Origin of the sequence: Ralstonia mannitolilytica (assembly GCF_000954135.1) — a bacterium.
In the GTDB taxonomy this organism is placed as follows: Bacteria; Pseudomonadota; Gammaproteobacteria; order Burkholderiales; family Burkholderiaceae; genus Ralstonia; species Ralstonia mannitolilytica.
Genome location: NZ_CP010801.1, coordinates 46,372 through 63,242, shown reverse-complemented (window position 1 = coordinate 63,242; position 16,871 = coordinate 46,372). Strand labels below are relative to the sequence as shown.

The following is a 16,871-nucleotide window of genomic DNA, read 5'->3' as shown; positions in this document are numbered from 1 at the left end:
TTACTTCGCGGTGGTGCCGTACGAGAACGCGTCGAACAGGGTCACGCTGTCGGCCTTGGTCCAGACCCCAACCGCGCCGGTACCGCGGATGTGATCGTCCGTCACGTCGATGTAGCGCTTGCCATCCAGCGATACCTGAATGCGATCGCCCGCGAATTCCACCCGCAACGTATGCCAGGCCTGCGCGGCAACCGGCGCATCCTGGTAGCGAAGCGTGTGCCGGTGACCACCCGTCGTGTAGTACAGCGAGACGTTGTTCTCCAGCGCGTTCGCGCGCGCGACGTAGTAATCGTTGCCGTCCTTCCAGCGCCAGACGACGCCCCCGGCCTGATCTTCATGACCAGCGACAGGCTTGAACTTCACCTCGACGAACCCGTCGGCGACGGCGGTACCCTGTTTCACGCACCACGGGAAATCGCCGGAGCCAGACTGCTTGAGCACGTTGGTGCCGGCAGCGTCCGCCTCAACGGTCCATCTGGGCGTGCCGTGGCCGGTGACGCCAGCCACCCATCCCGCAGGCAATGCGCCAGGCTTGTCCTGGGTGAACAGGATCGTTTCTCCTGTCGCCGGCATGGCCAACAACAGCAGCCAAGGCATCAGCAGGGTCCGCTTCATCGCTCGTCTCCTTGGCCGGTTCAGGCCGGCATCTTGGGAGGCCACTTGTGCGTCTCGGCCTGGCAGCGTTGGCACCACGCATAGAGGGCGTCGTACATCACCAGCCCGTGCTCCAGCATCTCGTGGTCGTCGGCATACACCTGCGAGAGTCCGAGCGAGATGGCATACAGCCCGCTGGACTGCGGCGTCAGGTCCAGCCGCGACGTATCCGCGCCGCGCACGATGCGGGCCAACTGCTGCAGCGCGGCGTCCTGGCCGAGGCGGTACTTGTTGAGGAAGGCGTCGAAGCTGCACAGCTCGCCGACATGCGTAAGCTCCACACCAGGGATGTCGTACGGAATCGCACCACGTTCGTTGGCGATGCGCACCACATCGCCCGACGGTACATAGAGGAACTCCGGCGTCTCATCGATGAAGCGGGCGATCAGCCAGGGACAGGCAATGCGATCGATCTTGGGGCGCTCGCGCGTAATCCACTGCATGACAACCTCCGCTGCGATTAGTTGATGGAAAGGCACTACCGCTGCACGGTGGCCAGACGCTCGGCGACGCGCGCCCAGTGCACGTTCTGCATGAACGCGTCGACATAGGCCGCGGCCTTGGCGCCGTAGTCCATGTGGTACGCGTGCTCGTACATGTCGAGCGCCAGGATTGGCGTGCCGCCGGCCAGCGTATGGGTGTGGTCCGCTGCCCACTGGTTGACGAGCCGCCCATCACGCGGCGAGTAGGTCAGCAACACCCAGCCGGAGCCGCCGCCAAGCGCCTTGCCCATCGCTGTGAATTCGGCCTGCCAGCGCTCGACCGAGCCGAAATCGCGTTCGATGGCAACCTTCAGGTTGCCCCCCAACGGCCCGCCATCCCCAAGGCTGTCGAAGTACACCTCGTGCAGGATCATGGAGTTCGTGGCGATCAGCTCTTCACGCTTGAGGCCGTTGAGCACGAACCCCGCAGCCGTGGTCACATCGAGCGCCGCAAACGCCGCCGCGATGGCATTCAGGCGCTTCACGGCGCCGCCGTAGTTGTTCTCGTAGTGGCTGGCGATCAGCTTCTCCGACAAGCCGGACAGCTTGGTCGGATCGCATGCCAGCGGCTTCATTTGGGTAGTCATGGTCGTCTCGCCCGATTCAGTGGTGGAGCAGTGGATACACCGCCAGGCCGATCAACGCGGCGCCGGCCACGATCACCGGCTCCGTCAGCTTCTTGAACTTGAGCAGCAGCGCGACCGTCACCAGCGCCAGCAACACCGTCGGCACATCGACGATGGAGCGCTTGGCCAGCACGATCACCGCGCCGGTAATGGCACCCACGGCGGCGGCTGTGACACCGTCGACAAACGCCAGGATGGCGGGCAGCTTGCCGTACTTCTTGAAGTACGGCGCCGGCAGGATGGTGAACAGGTAGCACGGCAAGAACGTGCCAGCCGCTGCTACGCAAGCGCCGGGCAGGCCCGCGATCAGGTAGCCGATGAAGCCCACCGTGATGACCACCGGCCCCGGCGTGATCATTGCCACGGCCACCGCATCGACGAACTGTTTATCGTTGAGCCAGTGGTGTTCGGTGACCACGCCGCCATAGAGGAATGGCACGATGGCCAGGCCCGAGCCAAACACGAAGGCGCCCGCTTTGGCAAAGAACACGCCGATCTGCGACAGCAGCGGCCAGTCGATTGAGCTGAAGATGCCGCTGGCCGCCGGCAGCGGTGTCGCGGCCAGCGCATTCACCTTGCCCTGACGTACCCACTTGGGCGGTGCGCGCCAGAACCAGACGAGCACACCGCCGGCCAGGAACAGCCAGGCCACTTCCGATTCCGTGATGACGGTGACGGCCGCCAGCACCAGGTAGACCGCCCACAGCAGCTTGTCCTTGCCAACGCTCTTGGTCGTCAGCTTGTAAGCGCTGATGGCGATGATGCCGATCACGGCCGCACCGACCCCGTAGAACACCGACTGCATCCAGGTCAGGCCGCCGAAGCGCACATAAGCCCACCCCAGCGCCACCACCATCAGGAACGACGGCAGCACGAAGGCGATGCCGATCAGCGTTGCCCCGAGGATGCGGTAATGCACATAGCCGAGGTAAATCGCCAATTGCGCGGCCAATGGGCCGGGTGCCAACTGTGCAAGCGCGAGGCCTTCCTTGTAGTCAGCCTCGGTGATCCATTGCTTCGCGTCCACCAAGTCGCGGCGCATATAGCCGGCCAGCGCCACGGGGCCGCCGAAGCCCAGGGTGCCGAGCCGCACAAAATACAGCACCAGTTGCCAGAGCGTGTAGGACGGGCGTTCGTGGTGAGGCTGCGGTGGCGTGGGCGCGGTGGATGGGGTCGTGTTCATCATGGTTGTGCAGTGAAGTCAGCTTGGTTTGCGGCTGCCGGAGAAGTGGGCATAGAGGGAATCGAGCACACTGCCGATCTCTGTCAGCAGCGCGTCGTCATCGGCCAGTCGTTTGCGAGCGCCGGCCAGGATGGCTTCGAAGCCGCCAGCTTCCGGCACGGTGGTGCCGCCCACGTCCAGCGCGTGCACGACCGCGCCGAGCCGGGCGAGCCCGTGATTGCCGTCCAGGCCGAAGCTGGCGAGCAGCACCTCGAACGACACCCGGTCGCCGACGTGCGTGAAGGTCGCACCGTCAAAGTCGAAGCCCAGCGCATCTGCCGGGCAATCGGCGGGGCTCTCCAGCCAGAGAAAGCGCGCGTGCGGATCGATGAAGCGCTGGATCAGCCAGGCGCTGGCAACGCGATCGACCCACAGATGCTGGCGTGTGGCCCACATACGGCCCTGATACTGCGCAGGGTCGCGGCGCGGGATGCTGCCGGCGGCCGCATGCGGCTCACCCGGCGATTGAACGGCAGTGACGGCGCCCGCAAAGTCCCGCCACTGCGCCTGCGCACGGATCGACGCCTCGTTGGGGAAGAAGTCGATCTTGCGGATGGCCTCATAGGTGCGGGCGTGCCGACGGTGCAGGCGGTTGAGTTCCGCCGCGGCCAGGCCGGGGAGCGTCTTGCGGGCATCCGACAGCTCGGCCAACCAGTCCGTGTAATCAGGGGTGCGGTCGAATAGGGCCTGATAGATCGCCGCCTCATCCGGCCCTGGGGCCTGGACGTGCAGCAGCCAGGCTTGGCCGTTTTCCCGTACGACTTCGTCGGCCAACTCGCGCAACTGGGGGGCTTGTTCCGCGTGGGCAGGCAATAAGTAGGCGCCGTCGCGCAGGGCGGCACAGCCCAGCGCCTTGAGCGCGCGCCAGACGCGCATGCGCGCGGTTGCGCTCGCGGTTGGCAGGCTGACGATCAGCAGGAGCCAGGAATCGAGAGGGGCAGTCATGACGGCAGCTTAGATTGCCGTATGCGACGCTGCAATGATGTAGAGATCGCTACATCAATACGGCTGCCCCCCGTTATGGCTGCGCTTCGAGTACCCCCTGGTCACCCGACTCGCGGCGGGCCTGCCGCCGCAACACCAGCCCGCAGAGCGCGGGTAGCACGAACAGTGTCAGGACGGTGGCGGTGACCAGGCCGCCGATCACCACCGTCGCCAGCGGCTTCTGCACCTCGGCGCCGGTACCCGTCGCAATCGCCATCGGCACGAAGCCGAGCGAGGCAACCAGCGCCGTCATCAGCACAGGCCGCACCCGTTCCATGGCCCCTTCGACGACTGCCGCATCGGGCGCCATGCCATCTTTCAGGCGCTTGCGGATGGCCGAGATGAGCACGAGCCCGTTGAGCACCGCCACCCCCGACACGGCAATGAACCCGACGGCAGCGGAGATCGAGAACGGCATGCCGCGCAGCAGCAGCGCAAACACGCCGCCGGCGAGCGCGAGCGGCACGGCGGTCAATACCGTCGCCGTCAGCATGGCGCTGCCGATCGCCAGATAGAGCGTGGCCGCGATCAGGATGAAGCACGCCGGCACGATGATCGCCAGGCGCTTCGTCGCCGCCTGGAGATTCTGGAACTGCCCGCCCCATTCGATCCACGAGCCGGTCGGCAGCTTGACCTCGTTGGCGATGCGCTTGGCAGCATCGTCGACGAAGCTGCCCAGGTCGCGCTCGCCCACGTTGGCCTCCACGTAGATGCGCCGCTTGCCGTTGTCGCGGCTCACTTCGTTCAGACCTTGGGTGAAGCGGAATTGCACCAACTGACGCAGCGGTACCGATGCGCGTGGTTGGCCATCAGCCTGTGGCAGCATGACCGGCAGCGCGCCAAGCACATCGAGGTTGTCGCGTTGCTCGCGGGCCAAGCGGACCACGATATCGAAGCGCCGGTCGCCATCGAACACCTGACCGGCCGCCTTGCCGGCCAGTGCGGTCGACAGCGTGTCGGCCACTTCCTTGACGGTCAGGCCGTAGCGGGCAATCGCGGCCCGGTCGAACACGATGTCGAAGGTCGGGAAGCCGCCGGTAAGCGGCACACGTACGTCGGCCGCACCCGGCGTCTTGCGCAGCACCGCCGCAACGCGCTGGGCCGTGGCCGCGAGCTCATCCAGATCCTCACCGTAGATCTTCACAGCCACGTCGCTGCGCACGCCACCGATCAGCTCGTTGAAGCGCATCTCGATCGGCTGTGTCACGTCGTAGTTGTTGCCGACCATCGCGGCGGTCTTCTGGCGGATGCGCTCGATCACCTGTTCCTTGGTGGTCACCCCCGCCGGCCATTCGTCCTTAGGCTTCAGGATGATGTAGTTGTCGGACGCGTTGGGCGGCATCGGGTCTGCCGCCAGGCTGGCGGTACCGGCCTTCGAGTAGACCGTCTTCACTTCCGGCAGCGTCATCACCGCCCGCTCCAGCGGCAAGTCGATGGCCACCGACTGGTCGATCGACGTCGACGGAATGCGCACGGACGAGAGGTTCAGGTTCTGTTCGTCCAACGTCGGCATGAACTCGCGGCCGACGAAGGCAAAGGCCACGGCGGCCAGCGCGAGCGTAAGCGCACCCGCCCCAAGAAAAGGCAGCGGACGCCTTACCGCTGCTTGCAGCCACGGGCGATACCGCTGCTTGGTGGCCGCGATCACCCGCACTTCCTTCTCTGCGACCTGTTTGCGCATCAGCACCGCGATCATGGCCGGCACGAAGGTCAGCGACAGCACGAAGGCTGACGCCAGCGCCAGCATCAGTGTGATGACCATCGGCGAGAACATCTTGCCCTCGACGCCCTGGAAGGTCAGGCACGGCAGGAAAACCAGGAAGATGACGAGCTGGCCATAGACCGTGGGGCGGACCATCTCGCGCGACGACAGCACCACTTCGTCCAGCCGTTCGCGCAGCGTCAGCAGGCGGCCCTCCCGGTGCTGGCGTTCGGCCAGCCGGCGCAGTGTGTTCTCGACGATGATGACGGCACCGTCGATGATGAGGCCAAAGTCCAGTGCGCCCAGGCTCATCAGGTTGCCGGAAATGCCCAGCGCGTTCATACCGATTGCGCTGATCAGCAGCGACAGCGGAATGACCAGCGCCGCGATGGTCGCCGCCCGCACGTTGCCCAGCAGCAGGAACAGGATCACCACCACCAGCAACGCGCCTTCGGTCAGATTTTTCGCCACGGTTTCGATGGTGGCCACAACCAGTTGCGAGCGGTCCAGCGTCGGCACGATCACCACGCCCGGCGGCATCGTCTTTTCGATCTGCTTGAGCTTGTCGCCCACCGCTTGCGCCACCGTGCGGCTGTTGGCGCCCACCAGCATCAACGCACTGCCGACCACAGTTTCATAGCCGTTGCGGCTGGCTGCCCCGGAGCGCAGTTCGCCCCCGACCTTGACGACAGCAACCTGGCCGACCGTGATCGGCACGTTCTGCCGTTGCGCAATGACCGCGCGTGAAATCTCGTCCACCGAGCGGATGCGGGCGTCCGCGCGCACGAGATACGACTCGCCCGAGCGCCGGATGTAGTTGGCGCCGACCGAGAGGTTGGCGTCTTCCAGCCCCCGCGCCAGTTCAGCATACGAGATGCCGTAGGCCGCCAGCTTGGCCGCGTCGGGCTCGACCACATACTGCTTGACGTAGCCGCCCAGGGAATCCACGTCGGCCACACCGGGCGTGGTGCGCAGTTGCGGCCGGACGATCCAGTCCTGCACCGTGCGCAGATAGGCGAGCTTGGAGACCTGATCGGTCAGCCGTTCTCCCCGGTCCGTCAGAAAGCTGCCGTCGCTCTGCCAGCCGGGCAGCCCATCCTTGATCGTTGCGCCTTTGCCATCAGGGTGGGCATATTCCACGCTGTAGTGGAACACCTCACCCAGGCCGGTCGATACCGGTCCCATTTGCGGCTCGGCCCCTTCGGGCAGGCTCGGGCGCGCCTGCGCCAGCCGCTCCGACACCTGCTGGCGCATGAAGTAGAGGTTGGCACTCTCCTTGAAGATCACCGTGACCTGGCTGAAGCCGTTGCGCGAGAACGAACGCGTGCTCTCCACACCGTTCAAGCCGGACAACGCGGTCTCGATCGGATAGGTCACACGTTTCTCAACCTCCACCGGGCTGAGCGTCGGCACCACGGTATTGATCTGGACCTGCTTGTTGGTGATGTCGGGCGTGACGTCGATCGGCAGCAGGTTGAGCTGCCAGGCGCCGACTGTCGCCACCACCGCCGTCAGGAACAACACGAGCCAGCGCAGCCGGACCGCGCCGTTCAGAATGCTGCCGATCATTCGTCGTCCCCGGCGCCTTTGTTCATCTCGGCCTTGAGCAGGAAGGCGTTGCGCGTCGCCACCTGTTCACCGGCGCGCGCACCCGAGAGAATCTGGGCGGACCCGCCACTGCGGATGCCCACCAGCACTGGCTGGGGCCGGAACCCCTGCGGCGTGCGAACGAACAACACGTCGCGCCCGTCCAGGTTCTGCACGGCATCCTCCGGCACCGACAGGGCAGCGGGGCCGCTCGTGCGCGTTTGCAGGCGCACCTGCACGCCTTCGCCGATCACCAGCTTGTCCAGCGCTTGCGTGGGCGTCAGGACCACAGTCGCGGTGCGGGCGCTGCTGTTCACCGTCGGCGTCACCGAGTGCACCACGGCGGGCACGGGCGAGCCGCTGCCCAGCAAGATCACCGCAGTGTCGCCGGCCGCCACGCGGGCGGTATCAGCGGCCGTGACCGAAGCCTCCACCTGTGCCGTGCCGCTGCCTGCGACCCGGAACAGTTCGGCCTGAGGCTGCACGAAGGCGCCCAGCGTGACGGATTGCGCCGTCACCCTGCCGGCAATGGGGCTGGTCACCGCGACCGAGCGACCGTCGCTGGCAAGATGCGCGGATTGCGCCACGGTCGCTGCGCGCTGCGCCTCGGCATTGGCGACTTCGAGCGCGGCCTTGGCCGCTTCCATCTCCTGACGCGGCGTGACGCCTTGCTCGTACAGTGCGGCTTCTCGTGCGTAGGTCTTGCGCGCCAAATCGGCCCTGGCGGCGGCCACCCGGCGCTCTGCAGCCATCGCGGCCGCCTCCGGGCTGTCCACCAGGGCCAGCACGTCGCCCGCACGCACGACCTCACCAAGCCGGCGGTTGATCCGCTGGACAGCACCCGACGCGCGGGCAATGATCACGGCCTCGCTGCCCGGCGCGGCGACCACCGTGGCGGGCGCAAGGATCTCCGCGCCCACGCCAGCCGTGGCCACCGGCTCGACCGCGATGTTGGCGGTGGCCAGGTATTCGAGGGGAACCTTGACCTCAGTGGGGGCGGCTTTTTCGGGCGCGGCGGCTGTCTTGGCCGCTGGCGCCGCAGAATGACTGGGCACAAGCCCGCGCGCCACACCGAACCCCACCAGGGCGGCCACCCCGGCAATCCCGGCGATCAGCGGCCAGTTGGCCGAGCGGAGGTTGTCTTTCATCATCGAGCTTCCTCAAAAGCCAGGCGGCCGTCAGCCTGTGCCAGTGCGGCCAACGCGCGTACGCGCGCGAGGCGCGCGTCAATCGTGAGTTGCCTTGCTTCAAACAACGCGCGCCGGACGGCGAGCAGTTCAATCAACGGGGTCTTGCCGGCGTCGTAGCCGAGACGGCCCAGGCGATAGGCTTCGGCGGCTGCGCGTTCGCCTTCCGCCGCTGCGGCGAGGCGTTTTTCCGAAGCCGCAGCCTGAGCCTGGGCGGATCGTTTTGCCGCAGATGCTTCCAGGCGCACGGTGTCCAGCCTGGCTTCTGCGGCGGCGGCACGCTCGACCGCAGCGGTCACCGCGTGCGTGTTCTGGTCAAACAGTGGAATCGTGGCCGACAGGCCCACGACGTAGCCACTGGCATTCGTCCAGCCGTAGCGGCGCACGCCTGCGCTGACGCCAACCTCGGGAACCCACTTCTTGCGCTCGACCTCGACCTGGGCGCTTATCACGTCTCGCTCGGCTTGCGCCGTGACGACAGCGGGGGCTTCGTCCGCCGCGCCCGACGAGGCGGGAGGTGCCGCCGATGTGGACAGAAGCGAGCCAGCCAGACGGGTGTAGGGCTCGTCAGAGCCGGCCAAGGCAGCCAACTGCTCCAGCGCTTGCGTCGCGTCCGCGCCAGCCGCATGTTCAGCCGCAGTGGCGGCGGCGACGCTGGCTTGCGCCTGGGACACGCGCAACGCAGCTTCCTTGCCGGATTGGACTAGCGCGCGGGCCACGCGAAGCTCCTCGCGCGCGCGCCCGAGGTCTTCCGCAGCCAAGGACTTTCGCGCCAGCATGGCCTCTGCCGTCGCATAGGCGGTCGCCAATTCAGCCGCGTACGCGATCTGCGTTTGATGCTCGCGCGCTTGTGCGGCGGCGAAGCCGCGCTGCCCGGCTTCGATGCGTGCGCCACGCTTGCCGCCGATCTCAATCGGCTGTGTGATGGAAAAGGTGTTCTGGCGCTGGCTCACGCCATCGCTCTGCGGAGCCCCCAGATTCTCGAACACCGACTCCGCACGAGGGTTGGGCCACGCGCGCGCCTGGGCGGCATCGGCGCCAGCGGCCAAGACGTTGGCGGCCTGCACGCGCATCGCGGGCGCGTGGGCGAGCGACTGCTGCAGCAATTCTGTAAAGGGCGGTGCCTCGGCCGCCCAACCAGATGCGGCGGACAAGGCCAGCGATGCGGCAAGCACGCTGAGGGTATGGAAAGAGGACACGCGGGTCATCGCCGGATTTCTTGAGGGAAGCAGAAGCCGAAGACGGCACAGATTGGTCAATACGGCGCCCAGCGCGGCACCCCCTCGCGCCCGTCGAAATTATTCGGTGCTGCGGGCGTCGATCAAGGCAGCCAGCTTGGCACGGGCGCGGCCAATGCGCCCCTCAATGGCCTTCGGCGTCATGCCAAGTGCGGCAGCCGCCTCCGGCTGCGACATGCCGACGATGGCGGTCAAAACAATGGCTTCCCGCGAGTTCGCATCGAGCCCGTCCAGGACAGCCACGACGCGTGCCAATTCGCGCCGGGCAGAAGCACGGCGCTCCGGGCCCGGGTCTGGATCGGCCAAGGCAGGGCGTTCGGGGTCCGTCAGATCCTCCGCGCCGAACAGGAAGTGCCGCACGCGCCGGAAACGGCGCAGGTCACGCATCTTGTTGAGCCCGATGTGGAACAGCCAGGCACGGAACGGTCGAGCCTCGTCGTAGTCCCCCAGCGCGCGCCAAGCTGCAACAAAGGTGTCCTGCACGACATCGTCGATATCGGTTTCCGGAATGCCAAAGCTGCGGCCAGCCTGCGCCAGGGCGGGGCTATGCCGCCGCACCAGGATGCCAAACGCATGGTGATCTCCCCGAGCGGCGCGCCGGGCGAGCACGCCGTCCGCTTCCGTACTGGTCACTGCGAACCACGGCGAAGCGCATCAACCAGCACGCGGTCATAAGCAGGCCGGTGCTCGGGCTTCAGGCCCGCGCGCATCTCGAAAACGTGGACCAGCGTGGCCCGCTGCAAATCGGCAGCCGCGCGTTCCACTTCCTGGGTGGCCGCCTCGACCTCTGGCGACCACGTGGGATTCTTGGCAATCGCGTCAGCGAGTTGACCGTTGGCCGTGCGCAGCCGGGTTTCGATCTCCCGGCGGCGTTGGGCGAAGGCCTGTTCCTTCATGTCGAGAATTTCACGCTCGTTGGCGTCCAGCGGCACCGCCTCGTGGAGCATCTCGTGCAGGTCGGTCCGGTGCTCCTGCGATGGGTGCGACAGGAAGACGACGGCGCCGGCAATGGCCACCCCCACCAGAGCGCCGGCTAGCGTTGAGAGGGAAAGACGTCGGGTGCGTGGCGTCATCATTCACCGATCAGCAGGCCAAACGGAGAAGCGGCAGACGGTGTGGCAACCCAGGTTGGGCCCGGCTTGTTCAAGACGGCGGTCGCCACGCGGTCGATCACCGTGAAGGCCACCAGCGCAGCGATGGCGGCGCACAGCATGGCACGCCGCGCATCATAGCGGGCGACCAGCACGTCGGGCGCGGGCTCGGCTGCGAGCCGTTGCTGGATGCGCGCGGTACTTACCGCAGACGGTGCTTCATGGGTGATCCTGGCTGCGTCGGCGAGCCATTGGTCGAGGTCGGCCATTGCTGATCTCCTTGGTGGTTGCCCTGTATACGGCTCGCGCATGCAAATACCCCCGGGTGGCTTCAGAAGGCACCGGCAATCGCGGTAGGCCAACTGCCCCGTCCCGCAATTGGGCAGCACCGAGAATACGCGGCCTTCATCACTACATCCGGCGCGTTTCGTACCGGATTGGGGACCACCAGGGCGCCATGACACCTCTCACACGTGATAATCCGCCATTATCACGTATTAGATTCAAGAACCAGCGATCCACGTTGACGCCGCAATTTGGTACGTATATACATAGTACGTAATACGGTATCAAATTGTAGGAGCACCATGGCCCGGGCCGGACTGAGTCGCCTCGATGTTAAACGCGCCCGCGATTCACTTCTGGCGCAGGGACACCACCCGTCCATCGATGCAATACGTATCGCGCTGGGCAACACCGGCTCGAAAACGACGATCCATCGCTATCTCAAGGAGCTGGAAGAAGAGGAAGGCGCGGCGCTGAACCGCGCTGGCTCGACCTCCGACGCCATCCTGGATCTGGTGGGCAGATTGGCGGCGCGGTTGCATGAAGAAGCGCAGGCGGTGGTCGATCAGCAGGCGGCGGCCGCCACGGCCCAGCGCCAGCTCGTTCGTGCCGAAGTCGACAAGCTGGCCACGGATGTGGTCGCACTTCGCGCCGAACTGGAACAGGCGCAGAGCACACTCGCCAGCGTGCGGGCCGCGCACGCTGACACGCAGACAGCGCTGCAGCAGCGCGCGATTGAGGCTGAACGCTCGGCACAGCAGGTCCAGGACCTCGGCACCCGGTTGGCAGAACATGAAAGTTTTCGGCGCTCGCTGGAGGACAAGCTACAGCACGCTCATCAATCACTGGAGCACTTCCGCAATGCCAGCAGGGAACAGCGCGATCAGGATGCGCGCCGGCATGAGCAGCAGGTCCAGCAACTGCAGGCGGAAGCCCGACAGGCCAATCAGACGCTGATCATCAAGCAGGGGGAGATCACGCAACTGAACAAGGACAGCGCTCGGCTGGTCGCGGAACTTGCCGCCTCGGGCAAACGCATCCGAGAATTGGAAACGCAGGCAGAACAGGCTCGCGTCAACCTGAACCAAGCGCGCGTCGATCAAGCGCGCACCGAAGCGGAACGAGATGCGCTGCGATCTGCGGCGCAACAGCAGGCGGATGAACTAGCCACCGAACGCGCCGAACGCGAACGCCTGGCCGGCGAGTTGGCCAAGGGCAACGCCCGACTCGAAGCCCAGCAGGTGTTGTTGACTGAATATCGGGCGAGGCTCGGCCTGGCCGATGCGGCAAACTGATGATGTCCGCCTCCGCCCGGCGCTCCGAAGTGAGACGGTGGCCCAACTTTCGCTGAAACCGGCTTATTTACTGCGCAGTGAATATGGCACCTGCAGCGCCGAGCCGTGTCGCCACGACGCAGGGAAACCGCCAGATTTCGCACGAAAAGGACAGCGCCCAGGAAAATGCTGAATTCCCAAGCCGTTGATCTGAAAGGGAAATCCCACCTAAACCGCCAGATTTTGCACGGAAAGGACGACTACCCCTCGTAGGGCTTGCCAGTGCGCGAAGATCGGCCTCAATCTGCTCACGCATGGTCTTGAGCGTGGTTGTCGCCCATTTCGCCGTGCTCTCCCAATCATCAGCGGACTGAGCCGGGGAGCCTGCGAGTTCGGGCGCTCGCTCCGCGTCTGGCATGGGCGACGAGGAGGTTTGTGTGGAAGGCTCTTCCATGGCGGATTCCTTGCTGGATGACTGAGAGAGGTTGGCGATCATGTCGTGTCGACCGCCTGGCAACCCAGGCGGGCTCCCTTGAATGGTTTACTTGGACTTCGCCTTGGTGGGTGCCGGCATGGCATCACGCAGGGCCTTGGCTGCGCGGAAGCGCGGCGTCCAGCGCGGCGCGATTTCAACCTGCTCGCCGGTACGCGGATTTCGGCCAGTGCGTCCGTCACGCAGAGAGCGTGAGAACGCGCCCAAGCCAGGCAGCCCCGCCTCATCACCGCGCGCGACGGATTTGGTTACGGCATCAACGAAAGACGCGAGCACTCGCTCAACGGTCGCCTTGCTTTCGCCGCTGTGGGCTGCGATTTCGATAACGAGCTCAGCTTTGGTAGTCATGCAGATTTCCCGGAGAATCAGGCAGCGGATCCAGACGCGATTGCGGGCTCCGCTGCCGAGCGCCCACAAATCGACAGCACCTGTGCGACCACCCCTTCGAGGTCATTGCGCACCTGCGCATGGAAAAACCGCAGCACCCGCCAGCCGTTGGCCACAAACGCGTTCTGGCGCTCACGGTCTTTCTGGAAGGCCTGCTTGCTGCGGTGATATTGGAAGCCGTCGAATTCAATGACCAGATTGGCAGATGCGATAACGATGTCCGCCCGGTATCGCCGCCCTGCGATCAGTCCTGACACCTCGGTTTGCACGGCCTCGTTGCCAAGTCGCGCCCGTAGGGCATCGGCCAGACGTGACTGCGGATCGAATGGGTCCGAACCCGCACGGCGCGGCTGCTTGGGCACATCCAGACCAAGCCTGATCGCCGCCGACGCCGGCAAGCGCAGAGTCCGGCCGGACTGGCGCAAGAGATCCCGCACGGCAGAGACTGGAATGTTCATTTGGGGAAAAAGAGGCGCGCGCCCTGTCCAAAGCGCGCGCTTAACCGGAACAGGGCGCTGGGTGCGCCGGGGGGAGTTCCAGGGGGTCTCTCGTGTCGCTGACGCGAGCAATGCAAATCATGTGTTTGTGCCCCTCGGCTGCATTCCTGCTGCGCGTTTGACCGGCGGGCCGCCGGGGTCAATGCTCACCTTGAGTTTGGACGCGGTTTATTGACCGCTTCCCCCAATCACCCGGAATCGAACCGAGCTCCCTTCTCACCAGACCTCGACCAACGAGCCGGAATCGAACCGACCTTTTGCAAGGATCCTCTGGGGAAGGTCCTTGAAAAAGGCCCCGAAATTCGGGGTAACCCATCTGTTTGGGTCAATGAGGGTAAGTGCAGGTGTTACAGATATGTACTGTATCAGCACATATCAAGTTGCGCAACATATTAGTTTTTTGCGTAAGAAACAGACCTGTACCAGTGAAGCACCTGCGGCACATAGTCCTGTGTCTCGCGGTAGGGAGGAATGCCGCCATAGCGCGACACCGCGCCAGGACCGGCGTTGTAGGCGGCCAAAGCCAGACCGACATTGCCGTGATAGGCCCGCATGAGGTTGGCCAGATACCAGATTCCGCCCCACAGGTTCTGCGCAGGGTCTCGCGGGTTGACGCCCAGACTGCGCGCCGTTGCAGGCATGAGTTGCATCAGGCCGATGGCGTTAGCACCTGAAACAGCCGCAGGCTGGAACTTGCTCTCCTGGTAGATGACTGCGACGACCAGGCGGGGATCGATTTGCGCCTTCGCTGAAATCCAGTTGATCGCCGGCATCCACGGCTGAGCCAGTTGGAGGATTTTCTTGTCGGTCTCCGTCTTGCCAATGACCGTCTGCATTCGCTGGGTGTAAGCGAGGATCCATGTCCCTGCGACAACGCCTGAGCAGTCGTCTGTCCTGACTTTCTGCTCATCAAATCCATAGCGCGAAAGGTAGGGCAACCACCCCTGAGGGATGCCCATCGGGCCGATCGCGCCGGGCTGTTTGGTGCCCGAGTCAATAACATGCTCAATAGTTGCCACAGGGATGCCGTAATTACTGGAGGCGGCGAGTATGCAGGCGCTCAGGGCAATTGCTGGCATCGTAACAATGAATGGTTGTCGTTGCGCGTAATTGTACGACACAATGAAGCGTTGACAACTTTACGATAGCAGTCAGTGGATTCGTGCTCGGCGCTTTAGCCGCCAGGTTGTCGCCATTGGAGCGTTAGTCTCCATCAACGATCGAAACAGGAAAATTCAATGCTCAAAAAATTGGCACCGTTGGCTCTGGCGCTCCTCGCGCCCATCTCGGCACAGGCATGTCGGTATATGGTCCAAGTCTATGGCGAGGGCGATTCATCATGGTTTAGGGAAGTCGTGACGGAGGAGTTTTGCCACAGGTATCCGCACGGCAAATACGAGATTGTGGTCTTCAACAACCAGTTTTCATTCCCAGAACAGGCCGTCACGACAGCAATCGCATACGTGTCGCCAGTGATGAAGAACTCTGACGCGACTAGACCTGTCACCACGCGATACTCAGGTGTCTCCCTGGGCCCAAACCGTGATCGCGCGGTGTTGGTCAAACGCGCGTCGATCATTGCCGTGCAGAATTTGATGGACCATGAGGCTCCTGATCAAGCACCGGCCCCAGTAAATAGCGTTTCACAGGCGCCCAGTCCTGCTGCGCTCAACTATCCGGTCACGTCGCGCGTTGCACAGCCTGAGGCACCAGCTGCTCTGCCGCTTCCTGGCCAGCCGGGATACGTAACCACGTTCCCTGAGGCCGCCAAAATGACGGGCAGCGGCGGCGCACCCTACTGATAGCGAGCCGGCCTTTCTCCCGATGCGCAACGCCCCGCCGCTCTGCTCGGGAGAGAGGTGCCAGATTGCCTGCATGACGGCCTGAATAAAGCTGGCAGCCAACGCAAGGCTTCCTTGACCCGCGCATGGGTTTCCTATCTCGCTTCGAATGATTGCCGGTCTCCGGCGCCGCCACCACGCGGGCATACTTGCAGCCCACTTCTCAGCTGGCACATGAAGGCCCCCACTGGCGAAGCGCCATTCGGCCTCCCCGCCTGTCCTGAAACCCCCCACACACAGCGCACTGCGGCACCCTTAGCCCCCCCGACGCCCTTCGGGCGGGGGGCAGAAAAGGCGCATGCGCGCCAAGGGGAGGCGCTGGGCGCCATCGCTTCGGCTGTGCCGATTGTTCCGGCTGCGCCGATGGGGCGCTCGCTCCGCTCGCTTCAAAACGCCCTGCGGGCGAGACGCGCTGCGCGCGCACGCCCTTCGGGCGGCCTGCGATGTGGTTGGGGGACACCCTTCCCTCTCCCCTCTCTTGTGCGTGATCTGGCGCCCGAGCGCGCCGGTCGTCACCGATGGTGCCGACCTTACCCGCGCCTGCGCGGTGCCTGCCTTTGCTGGCCGGCTGGTTTTTTCCCTCTACTGTTCGACAACCACTCTCGAACCATTATCGGCGTCCCATGGGGGGATGCCAGACAAAACATAACTTTGAACGGGTGGAGAAATGAAGAAATTCAACCAACTTTGGAGGGTTGCCTTAGTATTTTTTGGCGACAGTGTCGGGGCCTTGGTGGTCTTCGCAATCATGCTGGGAGGCGTGCGCGGGCTGCACTTTCTGGGGCACGCAATTGCTAACGGCTTGCCGAGCGCTTACTTGCTGTTCGTGGATGCCCTGGAAGCGATTGCCTTCGGTGCGGACTTCTATGTCAGCATGAGCTGGGTCATTTTGAGTGGTGCCAAAGCTATCAAGGAAATCAAAAACATCCTCGACGAGGCGTGAACTCGCCTAATTTATCGGGGATGCCCCGCGTATCCCCTTGGAGTGATCCATGGACACAACGCTCGAACTGATCAAGATCGGATCAAAAGCCTTCTGGCAAGGCTTCACAGAGACCCCAGCCGGCATGATTGCCATGCTGAAGGGGGCATGGCAGGCCGGAATGGAATTTGGCCGCAAGCACTGATCGCAAATCTGTACACCACACCCGCCTCGCGTCATCAGACGCCGGCGGGTTTTCGTTTTACGGGACCGTGCGGGACGTCTTGGTCAACGTACCAAGAACTGCCTGACACTAAATTACCAAATCGCATAAGCGGCGCGGCTTTCATTACCCATAGCCCATCATCGGGGGGGTAGCCGGATCTTGGCATGGCCTCA

General features: G+C 64.4%; 19 protein-coding genes. 4 read left to right on the top strand and 15 right to left on the bottom strand.

The genetic code is table 11. From position 1 onward, the window contains the following. From TK49_RS23020 to TK49_RS22970, 11 genes are all read right to left on the bottom strand, one after another. Positions 1-615, bottom strand: a complete 615-nt coding sequence (locus tag TK49_RS23020) for a 3-keto-alpha-glucoside-1,2-lyase-like domain-containing protein (RefSeq protein WP_024542611.1) — start codon at positions 613-615, stop codon at positions 1-3. Positions 616-635: 20 nt separating this feature from the next. Further along, a complete protein-coding gene (locus TK49_RS23015) occupies positions 636-1,097 on the bottom strand; it encodes a chromate resistance protein ChrB domain-containing protein (RefSeq protein WP_024542612.1) in 462 nt (153 codons plus the stop codon). A 35-nt stretch (positions 1,098-1,132) separates the two neighbouring features. Continuing rightward, positions 1,133-1,723 (bottom strand): superoxide dismutase, encoded by a 591-nt coding sequence (locus TK49_RS23010; protein ID WP_024542613.1) that lies wholly within the window; start codon positions 1,721-1,723, stop codon positions 1,133-1,135. Positions 1,724-1,739: 16 nt separating this feature from the next. After that, positions 1,740-2,945: a chromate transporter gene (locus tag TK49_RS23005; RefSeq protein ID WP_092582997.1), complete on the bottom strand. Its 1,206-nt coding sequence runs from the start codon at positions 2,943-2,945 to the stop codon at positions 1,740-1,742. 18 nt (positions 2,946-2,963) lie between these two features. Further along, positions 2,964-3,929, bottom strand: a complete 966-nt coding sequence (locus TK49_RS23000) for a chromate resistance protein ChrB domain-containing protein (RefSeq protein ID WP_024542615.1) — start codon at positions 3,927-3,929, stop codon at positions 2,964-2,966. A 73-nt stretch (positions 3,930-4,002) separates the two neighbouring features. After that, a complete protein-coding gene (locus TK49_RS22995; protein WP_024542616.1) occupies positions 4,003-7,239 on the bottom strand; it encodes a CusA/CzcA family heavy metal efflux RND transporter in 3,237 nt (1,078 codons plus the stop codon). Next, complete coding sequence (locus TK49_RS22990; protein WP_024542617.1) at positions 7,236-8,405, bottom strand: efflux RND transporter periplasmic adaptor subunit; 1,170 nt, start codon at positions 8,403-8,405, stop codon at positions 7,236-7,238. Before TK49_RS22990 ends, TK49_RS22995 begins: the two co-directional genes overlap by 4 nt. Then, complete coding sequence (locus TK49_RS22985) at positions 8,405-9,703, bottom strand: TolC family protein (protein ID WP_276203711.1); 1,299 nt, start codon at positions 9,701-9,703, stop codon at positions 8,405-8,407. The genes TK49_RS22990 and TK49_RS22985 overlap by 1 nt, the downstream gene beginning before the upstream one ends. A gap of 39 nt (positions 9,704-9,742) precedes the next feature. Beyond that, complete coding sequence (locus tag TK49_RS22980) at positions 9,743-10,315, bottom strand: RNA polymerase sigma factor (RefSeq protein ID WP_024542619.1); 573 nt, start codon at positions 10,313-10,315, stop codon at positions 9,743-9,745. Further along, positions 10,312-10,758, bottom strand: a complete 447-nt coding sequence (locus TK49_RS22975) for a periplasmic heavy metal sensor (RefSeq protein ID WP_024542620.1) — start codon at positions 10,756-10,758, stop codon at positions 10,312-10,314. Before TK49_RS22975 ends, TK49_RS22980 begins: the two co-directional genes overlap by 4 nt. Then, complete coding sequence (locus TK49_RS22970; protein WP_024542621.1) at positions 10,755-11,042, bottom strand: CnrY/NccY family anti-sigma factor; 288 nt, start codon at positions 11,040-11,042, stop codon at positions 10,755-10,757. The genes TK49_RS22975 and TK49_RS22970 overlap by 4 nt, the downstream gene beginning before the upstream one ends. Before the next feature lie 318 nt (positions 11,043-11,360). Between TK49_RS22970 and TK49_RS22965 the strand changes: the two genes are divergently transcribed. Next, positions 11,361-12,353: a DNA-binding protein gene (locus tag TK49_RS22965; protein ID WP_024542360.1), complete on the top strand. Its 993-nt coding sequence runs from the start codon at positions 11,361-11,363 to the stop codon at positions 12,351-12,353. Between the two features lie 67 nt (positions 12,354-12,420). Here TK49_RS22965 and TK49_RS24685 read toward each other — a convergent pair whose 3' ends face one another. The 4 genes from TK49_RS24685 to TK49_RS25140 all read right to left on the bottom strand — a co-directional run bounded on the left by TK49_RS24685 (position 12,421) and on the right by TK49_RS25140 (position 14,788). Next, positions 12,421-12,828, bottom strand: coding sequence for a hypothetical protein (locus tag TK49_RS24685; RefSeq protein WP_157774041.1), 408 nt, complete (start codon positions 12,826-12,828; stop codon positions 12,421-12,423). A 45-nt stretch (positions 12,829-12,873) separates the two neighbouring features. Continuing rightward, positions 12,874-13,173 carry an HU family DNA-binding protein gene (locus TK49_RS22960; protein WP_024542361.1) on the bottom strand — a complete coding sequence of 100 codons (300 nt, stop codon included), beginning with the start codon at positions 13,171-13,173 and terminating at the stop codon, positions 12,874-12,876. Positions 13,174-13,190: 17 nt separating this feature from the next. Continuing rightward, complete coding sequence (locus tag TK49_RS22955) at positions 13,191-13,670, bottom strand: endonuclease domain-containing protein (RefSeq protein ID WP_024542362.1); 480 nt, start codon at positions 13,668-13,670, stop codon at positions 13,191-13,193. Between the two features lie 431 nt (positions 13,671-14,101). Beyond that, positions 14,102-14,788, bottom strand: coding sequence for a lytic transglycosylase domain-containing protein (locus tag TK49_RS25140; RefSeq protein WP_024542363.1), 687 nt, complete (start codon positions 14,786-14,788; stop codon positions 14,102-14,104). A gap of 159 nt (positions 14,789-14,947) precedes the next feature. Between TK49_RS25140 and TK49_RS22945 the strand changes: the two genes are divergently transcribed. The 3 genes from TK49_RS22945 (at position 14,948) to TK49_RS25135 (ending at position 16,677) form a co-directional block, all read left to right on the top strand. After that, on the top strand, positions 14,948-15,511 hold the full coding sequence (locus tag TK49_RS22945) for a hypothetical protein (protein WP_024542364.1): 564 nt from the start codon (positions 14,948-14,950) through the stop codon (positions 15,509-15,511). Between the two features lie 706 nt (positions 15,512-16,217). Continuing rightward, the gene (locus TK49_RS22940) at positions 16,218-16,493 is read left to right on the top strand and encodes a hypothetical protein (protein ID WP_024542365.1); all 276 of its coding nucleotides are present in this window, start codon (positions 16,218-16,220) and stop codon (positions 16,491-16,493) included. A 49-nt stretch (positions 16,494-16,542) separates the two neighbouring features. After that, positions 16,543-16,677: a hypothetical protein gene (locus TK49_RS25135; protein ID WP_259393754.1), complete on the top strand. Its 135-nt coding sequence runs from the start codon at positions 16,543-16,545 to the stop codon at positions 16,675-16,677. Positions 16,678-16,871: the final 194 nt, after the last annotated feature.

Excerpts from the sequence above, each read along its gene's own strand:
- TK49_RS22960 (WP_024542361.1), bottom strand. The coding sequence starts at position 13,173 with ATGACTACCAAAGCTGAGCTCGTTATCGAAATCGCAGCCCACAGCGGC.
- TK49_RS22945 (WP_024542364.1), top strand. The coding sequence starts at position 14,948 with ATGCTCAAAAAATTGGCACCGTTGGCTCTGGCGCTCCTCGCGCCCATC.
- TK49_RS23010 (WP_024542613.1), bottom strand. The coding sequence starts at position 1,723 with ATGACTACCCAAATGAAGCCGCTGGCATGCGATCCGACCAAGCTGTCC.
- TK49_RS22990 (WP_024542617.1), bottom strand. The coding sequence starts at position 8,405 with ATGAAAGACAACCTCCGCTCGGCCAACTGGCCGCTGATCGCCGGGATT.
- TK49_RS23020 (WP_024542611.1), bottom strand. The coding sequence starts at position 615 with ATGAAGCGGACCCTGCTGATGCCTTGGCTGCTGTTGTTGGCCATGCCG.
- TK49_RS23000 (WP_024542615.1), bottom strand. The coding sequence starts at position 3,929 with ATGACTGCCCCTCTCGATTCCTGGCTCCTGCTGATCGTCAGCCTGCCA.
- TK49_RS22995 (WP_024542616.1), bottom strand. The coding sequence starts at position 7,239 with ATGATCGGCAGCATTCTGAACGGCGCGGTCCGGCTGCGCTGGCTCGTG.
- TK49_RS25135 (WP_259393754.1), top strand. The coding sequence starts at position 16,543 with ATGGACACAACGCTCGAACTGATCAAGATCGGATCAAAAGCCTTCTGG.
- TK49_RS23015 (WP_024542612.1), bottom strand. The coding sequence starts at position 1,097 with ATGCAGTGGATTACGCGCGAGCGCCCCAAGATCGATCGCATTGCCTGT.
- TK49_RS22975 (WP_024542620.1), bottom strand. The coding sequence starts at position 10,758 with ATGATGACGCCACGCACCCGACGTCTTTCCCTCTCAACGCTAGCCGGC.
- TK49_RS25140 (WP_024542363.1), bottom strand. The coding sequence starts at position 14,788 with ATGCCAGCAATTGCCCTGAGCGCCTGCATACTCGCCGCCTCCAGTAAT.
- TK49_RS22965 (WP_024542360.1), top strand. The coding sequence starts at position 11,361 with ATGGCCCGGGCCGGACTGAGTCGCCTCGATGTTAAACGCGCCCGCGAT.
- TK49_RS22940 (WP_024542365.1), top strand. The coding sequence starts at position 16,218 with ATGAAGAAATTCAACCAACTTTGGAGGGTTGCCTTAGTATTTTTTGGC.
- TK49_RS23005 (WP_092582997.1), bottom strand. The coding sequence starts at position 2,945 with ATGAACACGACCCCATCCACCGCGCCCACGCCACCGCAGCCTCACCAC.
- TK49_RS24685 (WP_157774041.1), bottom strand. The coding sequence starts at position 12,828 with ATGATCGCCAACCTCTCTCAGTCATCCAGCAAGGAATCCGCCATGGAA.
- TK49_RS22955 (WP_024542362.1), bottom strand. The coding sequence starts at position 13,670 with ATGAACATTCCAGTCTCTGCCGTGCGGGATCTCTTGCGCCAGTCCGGC.
- TK49_RS22970 (WP_024542621.1), bottom strand. The coding sequence starts at position 11,042 with ATGGCCGACCTCGACCAATGGCTCGCCGACGCAGCCAGGATCACCCAT.